A 22,561-nucleotide genomic window follows, 5' to 3' on the forward strand; every position below is an offset into this window, starting at 1 on the left:
CCCCGGCGCCCGACCTGCTACAACGGACAACATTGCTACCCAACCAATGTTGCATCAGATGACAATATTTCCTCATTACTGAGTGCCTTGATCCGATCCGGACGGAAGCCCGCCCAGTGGTCGTTGCCGGCGATCACCACGGGGGCCTGGAGGTAGCCGAGCGCCATCACGTAGTCCCGTGCTTCGGCGTCCTCGCTGATGTCAACTTTCTCGTAGGAGATATTGGCTTTGTCGAGCGCCTTGAAAGTGGCATTGCACTGCACGCAATTCGGCTTGGTGTAAACGGTGATGGCGGTCATGTGAGGCCCTTTCTGAATGGTGTTGTTCTGATTAGTATTCTACCGGCAATTCGGGGACCCAACAACGCAAAGTTTTGTTTATGAGCCATTCTTTTCCGGTCTCGATATTTACGTTTGGGTCCGGCTCGCGGCGCGCCCTCTCTCGCTATTTCCTCTCTCACATCACGGTTTTCGCTGCAGTCTCAACGGACGCATCCGCCCGACTCTGCGGGTTTGTAACCCTTTTCTTCCGGCGCTCATCGCAATTCTTTTCATCCCGGTGCACCGCGCACGCGCAACGGTTCGGGCGAAAAGTTTTCGGCGAGCGTCAGCGATGCGGTTACGAAAAGTTTTCGGGGCCGATAGGCCCTTTTACCCGTGGCCTTGCGCAGCGCGTGTCACCGGGGACCATGAAAAGGCGATGAGGGTGAGGAAAAACAGTATGAGCAACGCCGTAGGCGTTTCCTTATGCAAAAAAAGCGCGGCCGCCGGCGGCGGCTGACCATGGCCGGCGCTCCGTCGCCGGCCCGCCCGTGGTGGGGCCGCTGGTGGGCAGGGGCGCAACGCCTGCCCACCAGGGCCAACGGTCAGAGGGTTTGCAGCATCTTGAACGCGTCCAACTTCATGGTCTCGACGCCGCTGCCGGGGGTGACGGCGCGCAGCGCGCGGGCCATGCTGGCGGCTTTGACGGTCCGGGCTCCGCGCACCGGCTGTTCATGGTCCAGGTACTCGCTGACCGCGTTGTAGGCGGCCCAGCGGGTCCCGGCGATGCCCGCGACGGTGGGGCTGGAAACGAACAGTTTGACGATGGACTGCGCGGTTTGCTGCCGGTTCTGGCGGGCCTGCGTGGTGGCGCCGGGGTCGTCGGCCTTGACCAAAGCCGTTGCAAAGCGGGTCATTTCGTCGCGGTCCATCGGGGCGTCGTACAGCGCGGCAACCTCGGTCTCAAATGCGTCGATGTAGGCCCAGGCCAGGCCCAGCGCGGTGCGGGCCTGCTGGATCGCTCCCTGCGCGCCGTTGGTGTGCCGGATCGAAAAGCTCGACTTGGCGCGGGCGATGGCGGCGCGCTGCGTGTTGGCGCACACGATACGCACGGGCGAGATCAGCACTTTGAGCGCCGAGCTGCCGTCGTGGCTGTTCAGTACGCACAGGTAGTAATCGGTGCGGTCTTCCTGGCCGTTCTTGTCGATCAGCACCATGGTTCTGGGCAGCTTCATGGTCACGAAGATCTGTCGGCCGCCGTCGAGGGCTCCGGCCGTCTCGAAGTGCGCGCCGCTGGCGTCGGTGATGGCGTTGAGCAGGTGGCACGAGGCCTCGTTCTGCACTGGCTCGTAGCGCTTGCCGACAATGCCGAGGTAGTCGACCTGACCGGGGATCACGGGGTTGTCGCGGACGGTGGCGAACTGGTCGGGCACGGCGATCGGGGCGGGGGTGCTGACGCCGTCGGCGGTGATGATCGGCTCCTGGGGGATCACCAGCGGCATTTTGCGGACATTCCAGTTGGCGAGGTGAGCTGCGGCGAGGGCTTCGCTGGCGGTCATCGCGTGCCCCACCGACTGGCCGAGTTGGTGCCAGTGGTCGCTGCGGGAGTTGGCAAAGGAGACAACACCGTTGGTGTGATCGAGGTTGTGGGCCATGGGAGTAGACCTTTCGGTAGTGACGGGAGGCGGGAGTGCCGCCCGTTCTTGTTTGCCTTCCGGCATAGAGATCAAGAACCGGCGTTAGGGCCCGAAAGTGCAAGGGTGGCGCGGGTTTTCCCGTGAGCGCAGCGAACGTGGGGGAACCCGGTAGCCGTAGGCCGCCGATCCCTTGCGCGTCGGGTCCGCCGGTTATGATCGAAGGCCGGAAAGGCAAAGAGAATCTTTGTCAAATCTGCAGCGCCGCAGGCGCTTCCGCTTCAGTTGTGGTGATGGGTGCCGGTCAGGTGTGGCCGGGGTTGCTGGGCCCCGGCCACACCTGTCGGTCAGCTCGCGCTGTCAGCCAGGTACTGGTCGTAAACCTGGTCGGCGGTGCGCTCGCCGGTGATGACTTCCTCGACGGGCGAGAGGGTGTAGCCCTGGGAGACCAGGAATTTCAGGTAGTCGCCGCCGGTGACGTTGCGCGCCCACGATGCGGTCCCGCCGATCAGGCCGGGGTTGCGCCATGCGTCTTTGCCGGTGCGCGCTTCCAGTGCCCCGAGCACCATGGCGAGCACGACCACCTGTGCGCGGGCGTCAGCGGCGGCGTCCATGCCCTTGGTGAGGGTGCGGACCTGCTGGTTGTCCTTGATGCCCAGCAGCTCGGCGGCGGTCTCGTCCGCGTGCAGGCCGGTCAGCATGTAGGCATCCCGTGCCAGGGCGTCGGCCACAAACGCGGCTGCGCCTTTGGGGGCGGTCTTGCGGCTGAGCAGCTTGGTGAGGAATTCACGCCGGACGGCGATGGCGGCGGCACCGAGCTTGTTCAGTGCCAGCACCTTGCGGCGGTCGCGCTTCTCGGCTTCGGCTTCGGCGTCGGCGCGGGCCTGGGCTTCGGCTTCTGCGTCGGCGCGGGCCTGGGCGTCCTGGTCATCGTCGGCGCCGTCGGTGGCGGGGAAGTACTGCCGCACCCGGTCCTGCGTGATGCTCAGGCCCGCTGCCGCGTAGTCGAGGCAGAAGTACTCCGGCAGGTAGCTTTCGCGGTCCTCGACGGTGTTGGCGTGGCGCAGGCCGTCCTCGGGGGTGGCCGCGTCGTCGCCCTGGGTATCCCAGTCCACGGCATCCTCGTCCACGGGCTCACCGGTGGTCCGATCGACGAGCACGGTGCTTTCGTACAGCAGCACCGCCCACTGTGCCGGGTCGGTGACCGCCGCCTCGGTCGCGTCGACTTCGGCGCCCTCGGCATCGTGGGTCACCAGGTGCGCCAGGGGCACTGCGGCGCTGTCGGTGCGGTGCGGCCGTTCGGTCAGCACGGTGAAGCCGCGTTCGGCGTAATCGGCGGCGATCTTGGCCTCAGCCTCCGCGCTAGCGCGCGCTTCGCGCAGCGTGGCGATGGTGTGCTCGAAATAGCGGGTACCGGCGACGTTGACCAGCCGTGCCAGGGCTGCCGGATCGTCCTCGAACTCGGCCAGGGCGGCGGCTTCCTCGAGGCTGATCTGGGTGCTGTCCAGGTATTCCAGTGCGGCCTGCGACCCGGCGGCGGCGTGGGCGGCCTTGATGGTGTCTTTCGGCATGGACAGCTTCTTAGCCACCTTGGTGATCGACATGCCCGCGTCGATCATCTGCTGAATTCCCTTGGCGCGCTGCGCATCGGTGAGGCCATGCGCCTGGTCGTTGGTCACGATCTGATGGACGACCCGCTCGATCAGGTCCTCGCTGGCGTCGGCTGCGGTGGAGGGCAGCACATACACCGGCACGAAGGGCAGGCCGACCTGACGCGCGGCCAGCGTGCGCATCTGTCCGTTGCGAACCCGCACGATGTCGGGGTTCTCGGTGCTGCGCACGCCGGTGAGCGGCACCAGCACGCCGTGCTCTTTGATGCTGGCGACGAATTCCTTGTCGAGCACAGCAACGTCGCGCACGTTGTCGCCGATGTCGAGCAGGGTCGGGTCGACGTGTTCGAGGGTTCCCTGCGCGATGAGTTCGGCAGCGGTGATCTCGGTGTGGGCGATCTCAGTCATGGTGACCTTCCTGGGTAGCGGGCGACCTCGGGGCCGCCCGTTTTGATTGCCTTGTGGCAGAGACGATTAGGGCCTGAAGCGGCCAAGCGAGCAGCAAGGTCCCGGGCGGGTCAGTGCCTGGCGGGCGCGCAGCGACCGGCACGGGCACTGACCCGCGCCGAAGGCCAAGCGCAGCGCCGCCGGTGGCCTTGGGCGAGCAGGACGCCAGGCCTAAAATCGGCTGCCACACAAGGCAATTCAAGAAATTGACCCGTCAGGGTCCTTCAGCCGCCGCAGGCGTCCGTCTGGTGGTGGCGTTGCTGGCCGCCGGCCGGACAGCCCAGCGCGCTGCGCGGGGGCTCGGTCTGCACGGCAGTGCCGTCCGCCCGGACCGGGTTCGTTGGTGGAAACACGCCAGTCGGGTCAGCGGCGTACGTGCCAGCACCGCGAACGGGTCTCTGCTGGTAGGGGGTTGGCGGCAACTTCGCGCCCGTCCCGTCGAAGATTGCCAGCCGCCGCGGCCGCGCCGCGCGATTCGCCGTCGCTCAAATTCGTGCGCGGCGACCCGGAAAACGGCTTTACCGTTGATAGATGACAGTTCAGCAGCCCACCGGGGCCTGAACGATGTTCAGGAACTGGGTCAGCCTGGCCGGCCATAAAGTGCCGCTCACCGACCTGCGCGAGCACCCGGAGCGGTACACCCGGCTGCTGTCGGCCGCCCGCGAGGGCCGGGCCGCCAGCTGCTTGTGCCGGTCGACGCCGCTGCCGCTAGTGATGCGCATGACCAAGAGCGGCCGGCATTACCTGGCGTGTTGGCCGCATCAGGGGTCCTGGCACCACCGTAGGTGTGCCTTCTACCGCTTGGACCCTGAACTTAGCGGCCGGCGTGGCTACAGTGCCTCAGCGATCCTGGAGACCGCCGCGGCGACCACGATCCGGTTCGCGAGCCCGCGGATGCTGGGCGCCTCGAGGGCGCCCAGCGACGTCGACACTGCGCACGGCCCCGGCGCCGCGGCGCGGCGCACGGTCGGGCCGCTGGGTCTTTTGCACTACTTGTGGGAGGCCGCCGAGTTGACCGCGTGGCACCCCGGTGCCGGCCGCCGCCGTTGGCCGGCACCGGAATTGGCTGACGTGCTCGACACGTGCATGATCAGCGGCCAGCCCGCACCGCAGGTGATGTACGTGATGCCCCAGTACAGTGCGGATACCGCGACGACGAACCTGGAACGGTACGACCGTTTCATTGACGGTCTGCGCACCGATGGGCCCGATGTGCGGCGGGGATTTGTTCTCGCCGAGATCAAGGCGGTCCACGCCGCCAAGCACGGTCTGAGTTATCAACTCGCGCATCAGAACCCGCGTCGCCAAGTCTTCGCCTCAGTGAAACTGGACGAGTACCTGCGGACCACGTACCCGGCGGCGTTCAGTGCCGCGGCACTGGCTGTGCCAACCCGCCGGGTGGGGCTGTTCTATGTGGAACGGTCCCGGGGCGGCTACGCCACGGCGATCGATGCGGCGATCATGCTCACCAACCGGGAGTACATTCCGGCCGACTCGTTCTTTGAGGTCCAGATGGCCGACGCGCTGTCCGCCGCCGGCCGCGCCTTCATCAAGCCGCTGGCGTTCGACGGGGGCCACGACATCGTGCTGCCCGATTTCGTGCTGACCGACCAGGACCCGAGCGTGTTCGTGGAGATGTGGGGTCTGCCGGGCCGGGTGGATTACGAAACCCGAAAGGCTCGCAAACTTGCCCACTATCAGCAGAGTGCCGCTGAGCTGCTCGAGTGGACGATCACCGATCCGCTGCCGCCTGTTCCGGCAGCGTAGGGCCGCTGGTCGGGCTCGGGGTGAGCCGCCCGTGCTGCGTCGTGACGCAACTCTCGGTGCAATGAGATCTTTTGTGCAGGTGGGTGGTGTGGCAGCTATTACCCTGGATTCATGTCGTTGATGGATGCGTGCGCGCGCACTGAGGCCGCAATCAAGCGGGCACAGTCGCTGTTTGGCCCCAGCCCCGAAGCGGCCACCACTGGTGCCGCCCCACTCACCGCGGCCGCGACCTCCGCCGGCACCGCCGGCACCACCATGGGCACCCAATCCGGCCACAGCGCCCAAGCCCACACCGGCCTGATCAACCAGACCGTGCCCCACCTGACCCGCGCCGCCGGCAACGACACCACCTTGCAACAGCTGACCGCCCAAGCCGCCCAGGTCTCCCACACCGGTGCCACCCAACTCGACATGGTGCTCCAAAAAGTCAAGAGCACCACCGCCTTTGCTGCCACCGCCAAAACCCACGCCGCCCAACTGTCGGCCTACCGGGCCCTGCAAAACCACGTCAGCGACGCCTCCAACATCGTCAAAAACGCCAGCAGCGCCTCCGACCAACTGGCCACCGACGCCCGCAACCTCACCTACAGCACCGACAAAGACACCCCCGGACCCCACATCCAAATGGTCGACAACGAAACCGGGGGCAGCCAAGACCCGCCGCACGGCAAGGATCCTCGGTACTGGATCGATGTCACCAAGATCGTTCACGTACCTGACGGTCAGCTCGCACCCAGTGGGTCTACTCAGATCGGCCCGAACATGTATTACCCGACCAACAACATCCCGGGGGCCGTCACGCCGCCCCCGCCGCCGGCGAAGTACCCGTTGGGCTTCGGCGACATTCAACGGACGGCACCGGGCGAGTTGCCTGATTACAACCACACCCCGGTCGCCCCGGGGTGGGCGTACCCGCGGCCGAACCCGTACAACGTCGAACCACCGTGGTCAGCTCCGCAGCGGCCGATCGACATTCGGGACATCATCGAGGTGGCGCCGGGTGCCAAAGCGCCGTGGGGGTACTCCGAGTACGCGCCGGGATGGTTCGCACCGGACCCGGCCAAGTTCGGGCCGCGCTAGGGGTGCCGAGACCATGGCCGCTGTCCGCGCCTCCACGGTGGCGCTTCGCAAGCGCTTGATTGCTGCTCTGGAACACGCCGGCGGCCAGGTGTCGACTCCCCAACTGTGCCGTCTGGCGGGCTTCAACAATTTCGAGCACCACGCCTACGTGCTTCCGCAACTGCGTGCTTTGGCACGCATCGGGGTGCTCACTCGTATTCAGGGGGAACCTGCGGGCGCCCTGTCGTGGCGTGTCAACGCCGCTGATCAGGACGACGCGGCGCTCGATGCACGGGTGGCGGGATCGAGCGCTAAACCAACGGAATGACCGCCTCCGCTGGGAATTTCGCTGTCCGGTGCTCCGTCCCCTTCTTTGCGCGTCGACTCTGTCAGGTCTCTGGGTCGTTGAACGTGAGTACCCATGCCGGTGGCGTGACCAAGGACAGATCGGTGTTGCTCTCGTATATGACGAGGCTGACTGGCTGAATCTCGCGGTTCCCGACCACGCCGGTGACGAGGAGGCCCGCTTGGCGCCCACTGAAGGAGTCGTGCCAGACCACCACTGTCCCGTCTGGCAGGGTGGCCAGCTCGTCCAGGCTGTCCACGCGACGCAGACCTGTGGGCCCGGACGGGCGCAGGCGTCCGATCACCTGAGGTTCTTCGTCCACGGACTGCGCCGTTGGGGCGTGTGCGTTTGCCCTGTCAGGAATGGATATTTGGGTGTGCGAGGGTTGACTGCCGTTGGGGAACACCAGGTCGCCCGGCGCGCTGGGCGGTGTCGGTGCGGTGTCGTCGTTGTGGTTGGTCATGTCGGTAGCTCTACCTCTGATTGTCGTTTGCGCGAGGTGTTCGAGTGCGGGCAGTCCTCCCGCCACTGCACATTGTTCGCAGCCAGTTACACGGTGAGCGTGGTCAACCGATCAGCTGCAAGCCGCGCGCGGCCGCCGCGCACCTTGGTGTGAATGCGCATCTGTTCGGCGGCCTCTGGAGTGCCGAGCTTGGCGAACGCCCAGTCCCACTCGTCCATCGACCAGAGGTGGTCGTCGTTGGGCCGATCGGACTGAAGTAGTCGATGTGCTGCCTTGAGCGCCCGCCGCCGCGTTGCGGCCTTCGACGCCGACATGCACAGCTTCCACAACCCGAAGCCCATGAGCGCCACAACGGCCAGCGCGGCACCGACGAGGACCGCTTCTGCGGTTGCATTCATCGCCTGCTCCTTCCGGGATTCAAATCGGCGGGCCGGTGCGGTTGGGGCGCCGCACATCCCGGCGTCTCTAATCTGGACGGTTCTGGCGTTCTTTCAGCCGTGCCTGCCGATAGATGGTGAGGCCGAGTCCTATCCCGACAACCGGCCCGGCCACTGCCAGCAGTGGTCCCGCCAAACTGAGATATTCCTGCACAACCATTCCTTTCGGGTGGACTCAGTACATGACCGCGTAGGCGACGCAGGACGCCCTGGGTGAACTCTGGCCAGAATCAGTTTGTTCCGTCTGGCGTGGGGTCTGCGGCGGAACCGACATCGTCCGGCGCCGCACCTAGACGTCGGGGCCGTCATCGGCTTCGTCGGCTTCGGGCTCGAAGTTGATGTAGCGGCTGTGATCGCAGCGCCCGTGTTCGGCGTCGGCAGTTCGCCAGGCGGTGGCGCGTGGAACACCCTGGGCTTTGAGGGTCCAGACCGTGGCGTTCCATCGAGCGTGCCTCAGCAGTTCGGTGACCGGACCGGTGGTATCGGGCGAGATCGCGTCCCAGGCCGCTTGCGCGGGCTCTAGCGCTGCTGCGGCGCGGGACCAGCCCTCGGCTATCACGTCATCAGGCGGCAGGCTTGCAGCAGTCATAGTGCCAAATCCTTTGCTGTCGAAGAGGTTTGGTTCGTCGCGGCGGCCCGACGGGCGGCGCGCGCCGTCGGGGCAACTGGTCCGCGTTCTAGGATCACCGCCGGCAACAGGCCGGCGGGGGTGAAGCGGAAGGTGCCCGATAGGTTGCACCAGGCGCCGAGGTCACCGAGGTCGATGCGCCGAAACACGGCGTTCTCGCCCCCTGGATGCACCACGATGACGGAGCGGTCGGGGAGTTCGTCCAGGCCGGCCGCTGACGTCACCAGCTCGGCCGTGGGCGACCCCAGCTCGTCGATCACGGCCCGCTCGGTGTGGTGGCGCCACTCGTCTTCGGACTGCACGCGGAGGCCGCAGCCGCATTGGCCTTGCTGTGGGGCCCCGCCGTCGTCGACCGACCAGGCACAACTGTGGGCTGCGACCACGGTCTCGGTGCGAGTGGCGCCGTCAACGGGGGCCTGATCGCTGGTCATTGGCTCATTCTCCTAGAGACGTCCGACAGCCTGGTGACGATTGCGGAGTGTCGACCGTTGGCCTCGCCGCTGCAAATGCCGTCGAATCGAGCCTAGCCCGCCGCCGCCGGCCGATATGCACTGATTTAGCGCCCTCGTTGTGGCAACCGGTGAACCCGCGACGCGCCGGCCCGCTGCTACGGGGCGAACAGCCCCATCGGGTTCGTGCTCTGCGCCCACCAGGTCTCGAATTGCGGTCTTTCCTTGTCCAGCACCACGTTTGGCGCGACGACATAGAATTCCTCGGCCCAGCTCTGGCAGTCGTCGCGTTCGCGGACAACCATGCGTGTGATGCCGTCGGGTCCGACGACGGGCCGCCCAGGCAGCGAGTCCAACGCGTCGAGCATCGGCCGGCGAGCGCCGCTGCGCAGGCCCCGAACCGATCGGGCGATCATCGGCGTTGTTCCGGAACGGGGGCGGGCCAACCGACGCACGTGGTAAATCGCATGTTCACTGGCTGCCACGCGCGCGTGAAAGCGCGCCAGGACCTCGTGCAAGCCAGCGTAGGTCACCAGGTCGATCAGTCGGCGATCGCCGACGAGGCTTTGGCGTTCGTTGAGGCACAGCGCGACATGCTCCACGAACACGGCCTTGGCGCCGGAGTCCGGTTCGTCGCGGTATCGCGCCAGGGTGTAATCCCGGCCGGCGGCGGTGGCCACTGCAAACGGGCAGTACGTGCAGCAGCTCTTAGAGAAAATTCTGCCTGTCCGTTCCAGAAGCCAATCGGAAGCGTCCTGGCGCGACCAGCCCCAGTCCAGGAGCGGATAGACGCCTGTGCGCTGTTGGGTGTTGTAAGCCTGGTCTCGGCGGATGCGAGTCATCTCGCCAGTGTGGAAACCCATGTAGTGGCTGAATGGCAGGCCGCCGGTCAGGCCAGGGATGATGGCATCGAGTACTGCACCCTTGGCGCGCTGGCTGCATTTGCGGTGGCCGCCGAGTTGGGGGAGTGTGCCGGCCGCCAGCATTTCGCTCGACAGGGCGAAGTCACCTGAGATGTAGAGCTCGGTGGGGGCGGTGGTATCGCTGAAGACGGTGATGCCGGCGCCGGCCTTGGTGGTGTTGAGTCGGTTACGGCCCGCCTGTACAAAGCGCACACCGCCTCGGCGCATCGCCGGAAGCACGCACTCGACCATATCTCTTGCGGTACTGAGGAATTCGTCACCGGTCATCGCAGAGATCACAACAAGATCGTCGAGGTCGAAGTCACGGCTATCGGGTTCCTCGATCCATCGCAGCAGGATTGACACCGACTCAACGCCCATGCCCAGCGACAGACAGTGACGTGGGTAGCGCCCGGGTGTGTCGATATCCAGGGTTGCGGTGTGTTGCTGGTCCATGACCAACCTCCGTGGGACTCTGTGGGACGGCTGCTCTTCAGCCGGTCTGGCGAGGGAGAATCACGCCGAGCAGGGCCGCACAGTGCAAGGTTCCGGGCAGCGGCCGGTCCGTGAGCGCAGCGAGCTGGGACCGGGCCTGCGCCAGAGGCCGAGCGTCAGCGAGCCGGTGGCCTTCGCACGACGCGGACCGCCGGCGATGATCGGACGGCCAGACGGCGATTTTGGTGCGTGGGGCGCCTGCGCCAGCCGATAGCATGGACGCATGGACGCATCCACCACAGGGGTCGCACGCGAGGCGGCAGTGGTCGCCGAAGCCGCAGTGGCGCTGGCCGGCGGTGAAGTCGATCCTTTCACCCGCGATCTGATCGCTCAGATGGGTCGGGGCGAGATCACGGGGGATGAGGCCGCCGCAGCGGTGATCGCCCGATTCGTCGGGCCGGCCCGACCGTAGTCCGGTGGCCCGCTATCAAAGCTGGGAAGACTATTTTTGGCCCGATAGTGATGTGCTCGCCAACAAGTTGAACATCCGCGATCAGCGGATGCTCAGCTTTGTTGAGTCCCAGTTGTCCGCGATCCGCATCGCCGAGCAGGTCATTGAGAATCCGCCTGGCGCTTTTGATTTCGCACGCTACTGCGATGTGCACCGCAGGATCTTTCAGGACGTCTACGATTGGGCCGGCGAGCCACGGGTCGTGCCGGAGGGTGCGATGACCAAGCGCGGGCCGGACGTGGTCCACCACCTGATCAACGATTCGTCGGCTCCGACGGTGGTGTACAAATACCGGCCCGGACCACAAGTCCGCGACAACGCCGAGTATCTCTTCGACCGGTTGCAGGCCGAAGATGCATTGAAAGGTTTGCCGCACACCGAATTTGTCCGCCGCCTCGGACTGTATTGGGGGGCATTAGACCAAATCCACGTGCACCGCGAAGGTAATACCAGAACGCAGACAACGTTTTTCAGCCTGCTGAGCCGCGATGCAGGATATGACTTGGGTGCCGAGCAGCTGCACATCCGACGTAACGAATTTGTCGCCGCCCGCTTCCATGGCCACGCGACCGGTGATCGGTACCAGCGCCTGACCGGGCTGCTGGCCTCGACGGTCGAGCCGCGGGATTCGTTGGAGTTGACCGATCGGGAGCGGCGCTGGGTCCGCGGCTTGGAGCGTGATGCCGAACAAACCGCAGATATTCTGCGCCGCCGAGCACAGCGCGACCAGTCAGGCCCGAGCCTGGAGCTTTAGCGTCGTGCCGGACGGGTGAGCTTGATCAGTTCGGTCGGCGTGCCCGATCAGGCCGTGTGCAGGCTTCCATCCGCAGCATCAATGTGCCGCAACGATTTCTGCAACGCCTCGCCGGGCGACGTCTTGTGACAGGGCCGCTGGGTTTGCGTGGTCAGTGGGTCCACTGCGGGGCCGGTGCAGCACCCTGGTAGACCGGCGGCGCGCTCCACGCCGGCACTGCGGGCGCGGGCGGTGTGACCGGTGCTGGCGCGGCAGTCGGGGGAGTGTACGGCTGGCTGGTGGAGCTGACCATGCCGGATTGCCACGGCGCGGCCGCCGGCGTGGTCGTGCCGGACTGCCACGGCGCGGCCGCCGGCGTGGTCGTGCCGGACTGCCACGGCGCGACGGTGACCGGGCGATAAGCGGTCGAGGCGTGGGTCGATCCCCGCCGGGTGCCACGGTAGATGATTCCGGCGAGCGCGATGATGAACGGGAGACCGATGATCAGCAGGGCGATGATCGCGGTCAGCCAGCCGCCGTGGGCACCGTGCTGGAGCGTGTGCACCCTGTGGTGAAGCCGCATGGGTGCGTCGCCCCCGAGGTTGCTGGCGACGTGCTGCGCGATCCCGGGGTTATTGGCGAGGTGCTGCGCGATGGTGCGCGTCATGGTGAACCTTTCTCTTAACCGCTACGTTTTAACCGTAGCACAGCTACGGTTAAAACGCTAGTCGCATGGGGAGCGCAACGGTTAAAGTGCACCAAGTGCCGCCACGGCGGCGTTCACGGTGGTTCTACTACTGCTGCTAGTCGGCTACTGCTGCTGGTCGGCGCTGAAGGCGAGTTGGTACACCAGCCGGGGGTTGATGGTCACCGGTTGGTCGCTGAATGCGGCCAAGTTTCGCGCGGTGGCGACGGTTGCCACGTCGAAGTCAAAGGGCTCGATTGGCAGATCGTCGTTGATGTGCAGTTGACGGCGGATGACGTGGGTATCAGCTCGCGGAAGGGGGACTTCCTGGACGAGTTTGTCGGTCATGGGGTCGAATCCTTGGAGGTACCACATTGCTCTACCAGTCTCGTCGGGGTCTTTGACCAGCGAGCACAGTCACGGCCCGTGCCGGCCCCAGGTGGCTAGCGGCCGGCGCGGGCGCGGCCGAGCTAGCCGTCCTGGCCGGTCACCAGCCGATGTCAATCCTCGAGCCAGCTTGGTCCGGTGCTGCTAGGACGGCCGAGGCTATCAGTGCTGACCTATCCGCTCGCAGCCGGAACGCCGGGCAGCGGGCCTGTGGTGCGCAGAAGATAGTCCTTGCGCAGGGCGTTGAAGAGCACGCGTGAGATTTTTCGCCTAAGTGCACGGAGCGCGGCTCGCTTGGAATCCCCGGACTCCAGGCGCCGGTCAAAGTACGGTCGACCTACACCCGACGAACGTATTTGGGCCACGGCAACTTTGTGGATGGCGCTGCGCATGCCGCGGTGCCCACCACCGTTGCCGCCACGAAAACGCGGCTGGGCCGACGAATAGTACGGGACCGGTGCGATACCGACATGGGACGCGAACTGCGCTTCGGTACTGAAGCGGGTCACATTGGCGGCATCGGCGACCAGGCGGGCCGCGCTCAGGTACCCACATCCCGGTACTGCCAATGTGTTCGGCGCGATCGCGGTGACACGGGCCCTGATCTCTTTCTCCAGCTCGCGGATGTCTTTGGTGAGTCGGCCCAGATCCTCAACTTCGGCCAGGGTCATTCTGATCAACACAGTTGGTTGCTGGGTGAGCAGGAACTCGCGCAGGTGAAGACGGTGTTTTTCGCAAGTCATGTAGGGGCCGGCCTTGAAGTCCGGGTCGACCTCGTGAATTCTCCAGCGAATGCGACTGATCTGAGCTGCTCGATCCCGGACCAGCGTCCGGCGACGGTCAACGAGAAGCTTGAGTTCATAGCTGGCTTGGTCGTGAAAGGCCCTGGGAAGGTTGGGATATCGGATTGCTGCGATGGCCGCGCTGGTTGCGTCGAGGGTGTCGCTTTTGCCGGGTTCGCGACCCGAAGCCCGCGTTCTCGCCATCAGCTTGGTGGGAACCCGGACGACGACCTGGCCGTGGTCGAGGAGATGATTTTCAAGCCGCCGTGACAGAACACGGACGTCTTCGATCGCCCACAGGGTGGACTGGCGGCGGAATTTGGTTCGCGCCCAGAGCAACGCCTTGGCGTGGCCGACGTCGGTGGCATCGACGGTGGTCTGGGCCACCCTGCGTCCTTGTCGATTGAGGGCAACGCACACATGCATTTTCTTGTGCGCGTCGACTCCGATGACGATGGCCGCCTCGGAAGTATTCATGGATGCGGACCTCCAGATGCGTTGCGCGCCAACCGAGTTGCCGCGTGTTGCCCTGCTGCCGGCACAACATCTCTGGGGCCAGTACCGCCAGTGCTGATGGGGCACGGCATTAGACGCTTAGCCAGGCAGCAGGGGTCAACGCGAGATGCCGGCGGCGCGTGAGCCGACATCAAGCCCGGCGACGTATCCCGCATCGGCGAGGTACCGCGTAACCCCAGCATGGGCACAATTCCCATAGGCCAACTCACTCTGTTCGGCAAGCCGAGCAGGCGGGCGGCAGTAATAACTAACAAGCCACACGCTGTGCACCGGACGAGTACGAGCCTATCGGCTGATGGGCCGGCCGGGGGCAGCGTCGACGAAACAGACCGCCGGCGCTGCAGCCGAATCCATCCGCATTCTTCTCGTCAGCCGGCCGTTGGCAGGGGAACCGACCCCCTCGGGCGAGCGTGCCTCAGGCGCCGGGGGCGTTTGACCGCGTTGGGCGGATCCTGACGCAAACGTGGCCGCGATGATCGCGGCCACGTCGACGGTATGGAATTGTCCCAACTGCGGTGAGCCGCAACGGGTATGGGTCAGAACGGGTTGGTTGTCAGGCGCTTGATTTCCTTGTTGACCAAATACCCGGCCAGACCCAACACAGCGGCGACAATGACCGAGATGGCGATGTTGACCCCGAGGCGCAGCCCGAGGCTGGTGGGCGCGTAGTCGCTGAAGTCGATCAGGGCGGTGATCGGGTCGATGGTGCCGACCAGCGCGATGGCCGCGCCGCCGTATCCGATGCCGTTCGCGACCCACTTGTGGGCCTTGAGGGTTCCGATCGCGAAGAACGTGTAAGCCAATCCCGCCCAGAACGCCAGTGACAGGACGCTGCCGATCAGCCCGCCTCCGTAGGACAGCAGCAGCACGAGCACGGCGACGACGATGTAGCTGATCAGCATGAACTGGTCGGGGCTCTGCCGGAAGGCCTGGAACCAGGGTGCTTTGATCAACTCGCCCTGCATGCCGCGCTGCATCAGGCGGGTGAGAAAGGTATTGCCTTTGCCGATCAGGTTGCTGGCCAGTTCACCGGGGCTCTGCGGTGTGGTGGGGCCGGCGGCACCGGGGAATCCGGATGCTGCGAAACCGGGATTGGGTTGCCCGAAGCCAGCATTGGGTTGCCCGAAGGCCGTATTGGGCTGGGCTGCGCCCGGGTACGGGCCGCCCGGGTAGGGTGCGCCGGGCTGTTGCGGGCCGCCGAAGCCGGCTCCGGGGTGCTGCGGTCCGGGAGCGCCCGGCCACTGCTGCTGCGGTCCGGCACCCGGGGGCGACTGGGGTGCTGCATATTGCGGGGCGCCGTACTGCTGCGGGGCGGGATTGATCGGCGGGGCTGGGGGCGCAGGCGGCGCGGCGGATGCAGTCGGCGGAGGGGTCCACTGCGGCGGTGGCGGCGTCCAGCTCGTTGGCTGCGGCGCCGGAGGGACGGGTGCAGGCTGCCACTGGGGCGCGGGAGTCGGTGCCGAAGTGGGGTTGACCTGCGGCGCAGCATCCGACTGGGGGCTTGAACTGAATGGCGTCACCATCGACGTCTTGTCGGGGTCGACCTGTGGCGCCGGGCTCACCAGGGCTGTTTCGTCGGGGTCCGTGGCCTTGTTGGGGTCGGTCGTCATGAGCCAAACATAACGGGTATAGCGGGGGTAGCCCGACACTTATTTGACTTTCCGGCGCCCGCTGCGATGTTTGATGCGTAGCGCCAGTAACCGAAGCACTGCGCACAGCGTGAATCTGTCGGGATGCAAGCTGTAGCGCTGCTACAGTTTGAGTATGTCGTCCCCAGCTACGGGCATCGCCGCGCAGAAGTCGATCGAGGATGCGCCGCCGTTGGCGGTGCTGATCGGATCTGTGGTGACGCATTCGGTGAATCCGGATCAGGCGCCGGTGGTGATCGGGCGGGAATTTCAGGACAACCCGGGCGAGGGCATCCGGCCGGCCGACTTCCGTGTCGAGGACACCCGTATTTCGCGGCACCATCTGGAGTTGTCGGTTCGCGATGGTCGCTGGATCGGGAAAGACCTGAAGAGCACCAACGGGACGTTCATCAAGGGCGAGCGTGTCTCCGAATTCGAGATTCCTGATCAAGACGAGGAAGTGATCGCTCACCTGGGTCATCCGACAGCGGGCATCCCGGTCACGTTCAGCACGCGTGATGCCGGCGTTGTCTTCGCTGGGGCGGCCGTGGCGGCACGGCGCAAGGAGCTCGGGCTGTCTCAGCGTTTCCTCGCCGAGAGGAAGGTGATGAACGCCGGCGCTTTGATCAGCTTCGAGAAAGGTCGCTCGTGGCCGCGGCCTACCACCCAGGCAGCACTGGAAGAGGCGTTGCAGTGGCCGCGCGGAGAGATCGCGCGGCTGCGCCGCGAATATGCCTCCGGCGGCTTGACCACCACGGTGACCTCACCCGACGCCGAGGCCACCGTGGCGCTACCCCCGTCCCATTCTCGGGAAGAGACGGGTACGACTGCGGTTGATCCGGGATTCCTGGCCACCTGGGCGGCCCAGAATCTGACTCAGGCGCGCGCTCATCGCGCCGACCTGCCAAGTCCCAGGAGTCCTAAATATCAGTCCGAGGTAGCGCGGTTGATTGGCGAGTTGTCGTCGCTGGAGTTGTTGGTGCATAACGCCTCCGGCGCACCGGAGCTGCGTCGGGTGTTCCTGCAGGTGCGCGCGGAGTTGCGTGAGGTGATGTTGGAGGCTGCGGCGACTCCCTCAGCGACACCGGGACAGAAGCTGTTTGCAGCCCGCGACCGTGATCGGCTCAGTGTGGAGGATGCCGCGCTGCTGGCCGGTGTTCCTGCAGCTAGTGTCAGGGCGTTCGAGGCCGGGGGCCCGTTGCCTGATGACGACAAGGCCCTACTCAAGAGTTTTCTGGGGACGCTGCATAAATTTCGTGGAGCCGTCACCTGGACGGTACCAAGGGGGGAAGGGATTTACCGAGATGCGTAATCGGGGGATGGGTTCCATCGTGGGAGCGATGGCCACCGTCACGGCTGCGGCCCTGGTTGGCGGATGTGGCACAACGATGGACGGCGCTGCCTCAAAGGCGCCGTCGACGCCGGCCGCAGGGGTAGACGCCGCGCAGCTCGACCACGGCAATTATGCGGTCGAGCCACGCAAGCCGCTGGGTGAGGCCGGCAAGCCCGAGCTGGGAGCGTTGCTGGAGGCGCAGCGGCTGGCCAACTATGTCACTGGCCCGTGGGAGGTTGACCCGGCACTGATCGCGCCGCTGGCCTTCGGCATCGGACCGGGCTCACTGGCCCTGCCCGGTGGGGCGAAAGCGCTGGCCATATTCTTCTCCCCGGACCAGAACCAGGCCATGGCGCTCGATGGTTATGTGAACGGGTTCGCCACCGCCCGGGCCGTTAAGAACCAGAAGCAGTTGATGAACGTCGTGCTGCGGTTCACCGATCCGGCGGCGGCCTCCGCGGCGGCCAACAGCATCGCCAAGGCCCAGATCGAGCATCCGATCCCGCTGCCCCCACCGATCCCAACTACATCCATCGCGATTCCGGGTCATCCGGAGGCGGTGGCCACCACGCACATGTTCGACGACCGGAACATCGGTCAGACCTGGACGGTGGTGGATTCGTTCACCCCGCACGGCCCGTTCGTGCTGATGCAGCGTGCCCAGTTGATCGGTCCGGTCGACGGGGCCACGGCGATGGTCGCCAAGACCCTGGATTTGCAGGGGCCGGCGGTCGACAAGGCTCCGCTGGTCGATCCGGCGCAGTTCGCGGCGGTGCAGCGTGATCCGAGCGGTCTGCTGGCCCGGGCCATTCCGGTGCCGAAGGGCCGCAGCACGCCGAACAGCAACATGACCCTGGATGTGCACGGGCTGCTGAATTTCGACGGCGATCCGGTGGCGGCGGCCAAGACGTACGCCGACGCCGGGGTGGACGTTGGGGTCAGTGCTGGGGATTTCGTCTACCGGGCCAAGGACGCCGCCGCGGCAACAGGATTGGTGAACGCTTTGGTCGCCAAGATGCAGGCCGATGGGCCGGTCAGCGACACGGTGCCGAACCTGCCGGGCAGTCACTGCCAGAAGGCCACCGACGGCAAGAGCGTCACGTGTGTGGCGTCGGCGGACCGCTACGCGTACCAAATCGATGCCAACACACTCAAGGACGCCCAGCAGCAGGCGGCGGCACAGTATCTGCTGCTGACGGCGAAATGACCGCCAGCGGGCGGTGGGCGCGGCTGGTGTTGGCCGGCGCCACCGCACTCACTGTCGCCGGCTGCACCACGGTGATGGACGGGTCCGCGGTGCGTGATCCGGGGTTCAAACCCGGTGAGGTCAACCGGGTGCTCATGAATGTGGGCAACTACCCGGTTGATGTCCGCAAACCGCCGGCGCCGAGCGTGGGGTTGTCCAAGCTGCTCGAGGCGCAGCGGATGGCGGGATTCGTCGTCTACCCATGGGAGGCCTATCCCTCCGCGACGGCCGTAGATGAACTCGGCACCCGGCCGATCATGACTCCGGCGGCCCTGGGGATACAGATGCCCGGCGATGTCGCCCCGGACATCGCGCAGGACAACGGATTCCTCGGCGGCTTCACGACCTCACGCGGAAGCCCAAAGGATGCCCCCGGCAAGCACATGGCGGTCAACATCATGGTGCTGCGGTTCCCGGGCCCCGATCAGGCCAACGCCGCGCTGGCGGCCTTCATTGCCAAGCAGCCCCCGCCCAAGGGCAGCACCGACGCGCGCCCAATGCCCATTCCCGGGCATCCGGAGGCCACGGCCACCGCGGTCGTCCTCGATGGCGGCAGGCCGTCGGTCACCTCGTTGAGCGCGCACGGCCCATACGTGTTCAACGTCTTCACCCAGACCGACGACACCGCGGAGGCGGCGGCCGGCGCGATCGGCAAGGCCCTGGACTTGCAGGGCCCGCGCATCGACCAATTCCCGGCCACCGATCCAGCCCAGTTCCCAACGATGAACCCCGACCCGACCGGTCTGCTGGCGCGGGCGCTGCCCAAAAAGGACGCCACCGTCACCGACGGGGTCTACACCACCGCCGCGATGCTGCACTACGCGGCGGGCAACAGTCTGACCGGCCCGCAGGCGGCGACCGAGAGATTCGCCCAGTTCGGCATCGACACCATCGTCCAGGGCAAAAGCGTGTTTTATCAGGCGAAAGACGCAACCGCCGCCAGCGGCTTTGCCGACCTGGTGGCCAAAGACTTCGCCGACGATGCCACCCAGAAACCGACAGTGCCGGGGTTCCCGGGCGCAAAATGTTTCACCGCGAACAACCCGGGCGAGTTCGGCGACCGCGTACAGTGCGTGGCCACCGCCGACCGGTATGTGATCACCGTGTTCTCCAAACAATCTGCCGATGCGGTTCAACAGATTTCCGCCCAGTACCTGATGCTGGTCGCGAAATAGGTGAAATAGGTAAGGGCGGCAATGACTTCCAGTGGATTTCAGGTCGGTGAGGTAGTCAGCGGCTACCGCATCGAAGGTGTGCTCGGGCAGGGCGGCATGGGCACGGTGTACCGGGTGGCCAACCCGTCCTTGCCGCGCAGCGACGCCCTCAAGATTCTGAGCGCCGAGCTGTCGCGCGACGACACATTCCGGGCGCGCTTCGAACGAGAAGCCGCCGTCGCCGCCACCCTGGACCACCCCAACATCGTCGCGGTGTACGCCCGCGGGCAAACCGAGAGCGGCCAACTGTGGATCGCGATGCAGTACGTTGCAGGCACCGATGCCAGCGACCACCTCGCCCGCGAAAACATGACCCCGGTCCGGGCCGTGCGCATCATCACCGAGGTCGCCAAAGCCTTGGATTACGCGCATCGGCGAGGCATCGTGCACCGCGACATCAAGCCAGCCAACTTCCTCCTTGCCCCCGATGCCCATGGCGACGAGGAACGAGTGTTCCTGGCCGACTTCGGCATCGCGCGCGCGCTCGACGACGCCGCGCACCTGACCACCGACGGCACGGTGATGGCCTCGGTCGCCTACGCCTCCCCAGAGGCCCTGGCCGGCAATGCCGTCGACTACCGCGCAGACATCTACTCGCTGGGCTGCTCGCTGTACACACTGCTGACCCGCAAGTCCCCATATGGCGGGTTGCCCGGCGGGGTGCCGGCCATCGTCACGGCGCATATGCAAGCACCGGCTCCGCGCGCAACAGCGATCGTGCCAGGATTGCCCCATGCGATTGATGCGGTGATCGCCAAGGCGATGGCCAAGGACCCCGCGCAGCGCTACCAGTCAGCCAGGGAGTTGGCCGAAGCTGCCGCCGAGGCGATCAACGATCGCACCACAGCCATCCCCCGCTCGACAGCAACCCAAGAGTGGTCCGCGCCGCCACGGCCGCCAGCGGGAACGGGCATGCGCGCCGCAGCCACGGCCACTGGGTATACCAGCGGGCCGCAACCCCTTTCATATCCGACCGACGGCTACAACATCTCGCAGGGACCGACACAGCCGCGGGGACTGATGGGTCCCGCCGGACCGGGCGTGCCGCCATTTCCCGGACCCGCGGGCCAGGGCGGGCCCGGTGAGTCGCCCGAGCGTGGGTCCACGGATCCACGCAAACGGCGCCTGCTCGTCATCGGAGCGGTGCTCGGGGTGATCGTTCTGGTCGCTGGCCTGGCAACGCTATTCATGACCGCCGACTTCGACAACAAGGCGCCCTATACCGCGCAGACGTTCACGCACGTGCACGGCACCACCGACATCAAGGCCGCACCAACGGCCGTGGCGGCGATCGGACCGGGTGATGCTGATGCGGTGCTGTCGTTGGGTGTGCAGCCCGTAGCGATCGGCGGAGTCGGGGCCGAGCCCCCGTCGTGGCTACAGGAGAAGATCACGGGCAAGCCGGCGATCATGAATTTCGTTGACACCAACACCATTAAGGGCGCGCACCCCGATGTCATCATCGCCACCGGCGACATCGACGACGCGACCTATCAACGGTTGACGGACATCGCGCCGACCATTACCCGCCCCGCAGATACCAAGACGGTGTGGAACTGGCAGACCCAGTTGCAGTGGATCGGCAAGATCCTCGGCCGCGATAACGCGGCCACCTCGTTGATCAGTCAGGCCGGGACCCAGCAGACCGACCTGAAAAACCAGAACAGCAAGCTGTCCGGCAAAACCGTCTCGGTGCTGAACTATTCCGACGACACGATCACGCAAGTGTTGACGCCGTCCTTCGCCGCGGATTTCCTGACCGGGCTGGGGTTGAACTACGACAACAAACTGCTGCGCCAATCCACCGATAAGGGCTCGACGCGGGTGATGGCCGACCAGGGCAAGCTCTACCTGATTCAGACCAACCTGGTGGTCGTGGTGCGTACCGACAAGGCTGCTGGCGGTGGAGGCCAGGCCGGCCTGCCCGGAGCACTGACCTTCAACCCCGGTCTGATTGTGGTGGACGATCCGGCGGTGGTGGCCGCGTTGGCTGATCCGGGCGGCTACCTGGCCCTACGGTACTTGGACAGCCGCTTAGTGCCCTTACTGGCGAACCAATAGCGGCTTCTTCCTGCCCGGACTGGTGCTGTCCGTTCTCAAAATAGATGTCACATTCTCAAAATCGGTGGTGTCACACCGATGTCACAACTAGCTCCAGTTCTCACGCAATGTCACCGCAGCTTGTCCGAGGTGATGGACCGCTACGACGAACCCGCGCCGGTCGCATTCCTGTCGATGTACGGGGCTGACCGTCTGACGCTTGTTACGTGAGCGACCTAGTTCGTGTCGCCTAGGTCATCGAGCACCACACCTAAGGCAAAACAATTTTGGCGTCGGGACCCCGCTGCGAGCGCTGGGAGAATTGTTCCCATGTGGATCCGTTTACTGCTCGCACCATGGTGGGTGTCCTGGATCGCGTCAGCACTCCTGACGGCAGCCTTCGTCGGCCCAATCTGGCTGCTGCTGCAGAGGCCCAACACTGACATCGGGTGGCCAATATTCGCCGCCACCACCGGCTTCGGCGCCTTCATGGCGACCCTGGCCACGATCGCCCAACGGCCGACGCGCCGCACCATGGCCAATGCGGTAAACGGCCTGGACCGCGCCGGACGGGCCCAAGCAATCACCGCGACACGACACGGCGAGATGATCCCCACCGACCCGCACATACTGGCAGCGGCGATTGAACTGTGCACCGCCAGCCTCGGCGACAGAGCCCGGCACAGCCCATCCGGTTGGTGGCCCAAAATCATTCCCTGGATCGGGCCAGCCATCTTCACCTCGATCGTGATACTCAACCTCGCCGCCGGCGATTACCGCAAAGCCATCGGATACGGCGGCGTCTCCGCTTTCATCGCCGCCACAAGCTGGTGGAGCACGCACGCCGGCAATCGCACGCAGGAACACCTGGATCGGATGAAGGCTGCAGCGGCCGAACACAACAGCACCACCGCCGCGACAGACAGTTAGCCCCGGGGCGGATCCGAAAAGTGACACGAATTTGAGAAAACCGTGTCGCTTGCCAGGGTGATGGGACCACCTGATTGCCAGGGGGATGGGACCACCGTGGCGCGTTACTGAGGATGCTC

22 protein-coding genes are annotated in these 22,561 nt (G+C 65.7%); 10 read left to right on the forward strand and 12 right to left on the reverse strand.

The genetic code is table 11. From position 1 onward, the window contains the following. Positions 1-35: 35 nt before the first annotated feature. The 3 genes from nrdH to ACJH7A_RS28030 all read right to left on the reverse strand — a co-directional run bounded on the left by nrdH (position 36) and on the right by ACJH7A_RS28030 (position 3,912). The gene (nrdH, locus tag ACJH7A_RS28020) at positions 36-299 is read right to left on the reverse strand and encodes a glutaredoxin-like protein NrdH (protein ID WP_406803093.1); all 264 of its coding nucleotides are present in this window, start codon (positions 297-299) and stop codon (positions 36-38) included. A gap of 566 nt (positions 300-865) precedes the next feature. Beyond that, a complete protein-coding gene (locus ACJH7A_RS28025; protein ID WP_406803094.1) occupies positions 866-1,915 on the reverse strand; it encodes a DUF932 domain-containing protein in 1,050 nt (349 codons plus the stop codon). A gap of 326 nt (positions 1,916-2,241) precedes the next feature. After that, positions 2,242-3,912, reverse strand: a complete 1,671-nt coding sequence (locus tag ACJH7A_RS28030) for a ParB/RepB/Spo0J family partition protein (protein ID WP_406803095.1) — start codon at positions 3,910-3,912, stop codon at positions 2,242-2,244. A 603-nt stretch (positions 3,913-4,515) separates the two neighbouring features. Here ACJH7A_RS28030 and ACJH7A_RS28035 point away from each other — a divergent pair. The 3 genes from ACJH7A_RS28035 to ACJH7A_RS28045 all read left to right on the forward strand — a co-directional run bounded on the left by ACJH7A_RS28035 (position 4,516) and on the right by ACJH7A_RS28045 (position 7,105). Continuing rightward, positions 4,516-5,718: a DUF1173 family protein gene (locus ACJH7A_RS28035; protein ID WP_406803096.1), complete on the forward strand. Its 1,203-nt coding sequence runs from the start codon at positions 4,516-4,518 to the stop codon at positions 5,716-5,718. Positions 5,719-5,829: 111 nt separating this feature from the next. Then, positions 5,830-6,798 carry a DUF4226 domain-containing protein gene (locus ACJH7A_RS28040; RefSeq protein ID WP_406803097.1) on the forward strand — a complete coding sequence of 323 codons (969 nt, stop codon included), beginning with the start codon at positions 5,830-5,832 and terminating at the stop codon, positions 6,796-6,798. Positions 6,799-6,811: 13 nt separating this feature from the next. Beyond that, positions 6,812-7,105: a hypothetical protein gene (locus ACJH7A_RS28045; protein ID WP_406803098.1), complete on the forward strand. Its 294-nt coding sequence runs from the start codon at positions 6,812-6,814 to the stop codon at positions 7,103-7,105. Between the two features lie 61 nt (positions 7,106-7,166). Here the strand turns inward: ACJH7A_RS28045 and ACJH7A_RS28050 are convergent, their stop codons facing one another. The 5 genes from ACJH7A_RS28050 to ACJH7A_RS28070 form a co-directional block, all read right to left on the reverse strand. After that, complete coding sequence (locus tag ACJH7A_RS28050; protein WP_406803099.1) at positions 7,167-7,586, reverse strand: hypothetical protein; 420 nt, start codon at positions 7,584-7,586, stop codon at positions 7,167-7,169. An 86-nt stretch (positions 7,587-7,672) separates the two neighbouring features. Further along, positions 7,673-7,984 carry a hypothetical protein gene (locus ACJH7A_RS28055; protein WP_406803100.1) on the reverse strand — a complete coding sequence of 104 codons (312 nt, stop codon included), beginning with the start codon at positions 7,982-7,984 and terminating at the stop codon, positions 7,673-7,675. 328 nt (positions 7,985-8,312) lie between these two features. After that, positions 8,313-8,612 (reverse strand): hypothetical protein, encoded by a 300-nt coding sequence (locus tag ACJH7A_RS28060; protein ID WP_406803101.1) that lies wholly within the window; start codon positions 8,610-8,612, stop codon positions 8,313-8,315. After that, positions 8,609-9,082 carry a hypothetical protein gene (locus tag ACJH7A_RS28065; RefSeq protein WP_406803102.1) on the reverse strand — a complete coding sequence of 158 codons (474 nt, stop codon included), beginning with the start codon at positions 9,080-9,082 and terminating at the stop codon, positions 8,609-8,611. The genes ACJH7A_RS28060 and ACJH7A_RS28065 overlap by 4 nt, the downstream gene beginning before the upstream one ends. Before the next feature lie 176 nt (positions 9,083-9,258). Further along, entirely contained in the window at positions 9,259-10,458 is a 1,200-nt protein-coding gene (locus ACJH7A_RS28070) for a hypothetical protein (RefSeq protein WP_406803103.1), read from the reverse strand. A 262-nt stretch (positions 10,459-10,720) separates the two neighbouring features. Here ACJH7A_RS28070 and ACJH7A_RS28075 point away from each other — a divergent pair, with 262 nt between their 5' ends. Then, positions 10,721-10,909 carry an antitoxin VbhA family protein gene (locus tag ACJH7A_RS28075; RefSeq protein ID WP_406803104.1) on the forward strand — a complete coding sequence of 63 codons (189 nt, stop codon included), beginning with the start codon at positions 10,721-10,723 and terminating at the stop codon, positions 10,907-10,909. 4 nt (positions 10,910-10,913) lie between these two features. After that, positions 10,914-11,702 carry a Fic/DOC family protein gene (locus tag ACJH7A_RS28080; RefSeq protein ID WP_406803105.1) on the forward strand — a complete coding sequence of 263 codons (789 nt, stop codon included), beginning with the start codon at positions 10,914-10,916 and terminating at the stop codon, positions 11,700-11,702. Between the two features lie 151 nt (positions 11,703-11,853). Here ACJH7A_RS28080 and ACJH7A_RS28085 read toward each other — a convergent pair whose 3' ends face one another. The 4 genes from ACJH7A_RS28085 to ACJH7A_RS28100 form a co-directional block, all read right to left on the reverse strand. Continuing rightward, positions 11,854-12,348 (reverse strand): hypothetical protein, encoded by a 495-nt coding sequence (locus ACJH7A_RS28085; RefSeq protein WP_406803106.1) that lies wholly within the window; start codon positions 12,346-12,348, stop codon positions 11,854-11,856. A gap of 144 nt (positions 12,349-12,492) precedes the next feature. Continuing rightward, positions 12,493-12,714, reverse strand: a complete 222-nt coding sequence (locus ACJH7A_RS28090; protein ID WP_406803107.1) for a hypothetical protein — start codon at positions 12,712-12,714, stop codon at positions 12,493-12,495. A 212-nt stretch (positions 12,715-12,926) separates the two neighbouring features. Continuing rightward, positions 12,927-14,012, reverse strand: coding sequence for an IS110 family transposase (locus tag ACJH7A_RS28095; RefSeq protein ID WP_406803108.1), 1,086 nt, complete (start codon positions 14,010-14,012; stop codon positions 12,927-12,929). Between the two features lie 575 nt (positions 14,013-14,587). Beyond that, positions 14,588-15,661: a hypothetical protein gene (locus tag ACJH7A_RS28100; RefSeq protein ID WP_406803109.1), complete on the reverse strand. Its 1,074-nt coding sequence runs from the start codon at positions 15,659-15,661 to the stop codon at positions 14,588-14,590. Positions 15,662-15,815: 154 nt separating this feature from the next. Between ACJH7A_RS28100 and ACJH7A_RS28105 the strand changes: the two genes are divergently transcribed. The 5 genes from ACJH7A_RS28105 to ACJH7A_RS28125 all read left to right on the forward strand — a co-directional run bounded on the left by ACJH7A_RS28105 (position 15,816) and on the right by ACJH7A_RS28125 (position 22,442). Beyond that, positions 15,816-16,991 carry an FHA domain-containing protein gene (locus ACJH7A_RS28105; RefSeq protein ID WP_406803110.1) on the forward strand — a complete coding sequence of 392 codons (1,176 nt, stop codon included), beginning with the start codon at positions 15,816-15,818 and terminating at the stop codon, positions 16,989-16,991. Between the two features lie 28 nt (positions 16,992-17,019). Continuing rightward, complete coding sequence (locus tag ACJH7A_RS28110; protein ID WP_406803111.1) at positions 17,020-18,219, forward strand: hypothetical protein; 1,200 nt, start codon at positions 17,020-17,022, stop codon at positions 18,217-18,219. Further along, a complete protein-coding gene (locus ACJH7A_RS28115) occupies positions 18,216-19,433 on the forward strand; it encodes a hypothetical protein (RefSeq protein WP_406803112.1) in 1,218 nt (405 codons plus the stop codon). The genes ACJH7A_RS28110 and ACJH7A_RS28115 overlap by 4 nt, the downstream gene beginning before the upstream one ends. 21 nt (positions 19,434-19,454) lie before the next feature. Beyond that, a complete protein-coding gene (locus ACJH7A_RS28120) occupies positions 19,455-21,533 on the forward strand; it encodes a protein kinase domain-containing protein (RefSeq protein WP_406803113.1) in 2,079 nt (692 codons plus the stop codon). A 342-nt stretch (positions 21,534-21,875) separates the two neighbouring features. After that, positions 21,876-22,442, forward strand: coding sequence for a hypothetical protein (locus ACJH7A_RS28125; RefSeq protein WP_406803114.1), 567 nt, complete (start codon positions 21,876-21,878; stop codon positions 22,440-22,442). Positions 22,443-22,561: the final 119 nt, after the last annotated feature.

Origin of the sequence: Mycobacterium sp. SMC-17 (assembly GCF_045310915.1) — a bacterium.
Lineage (GTDB): Bacteria > Actinomycetota > Actinomycetes > Mycobacteriales > Mycobacteriaceae > Mycobacterium.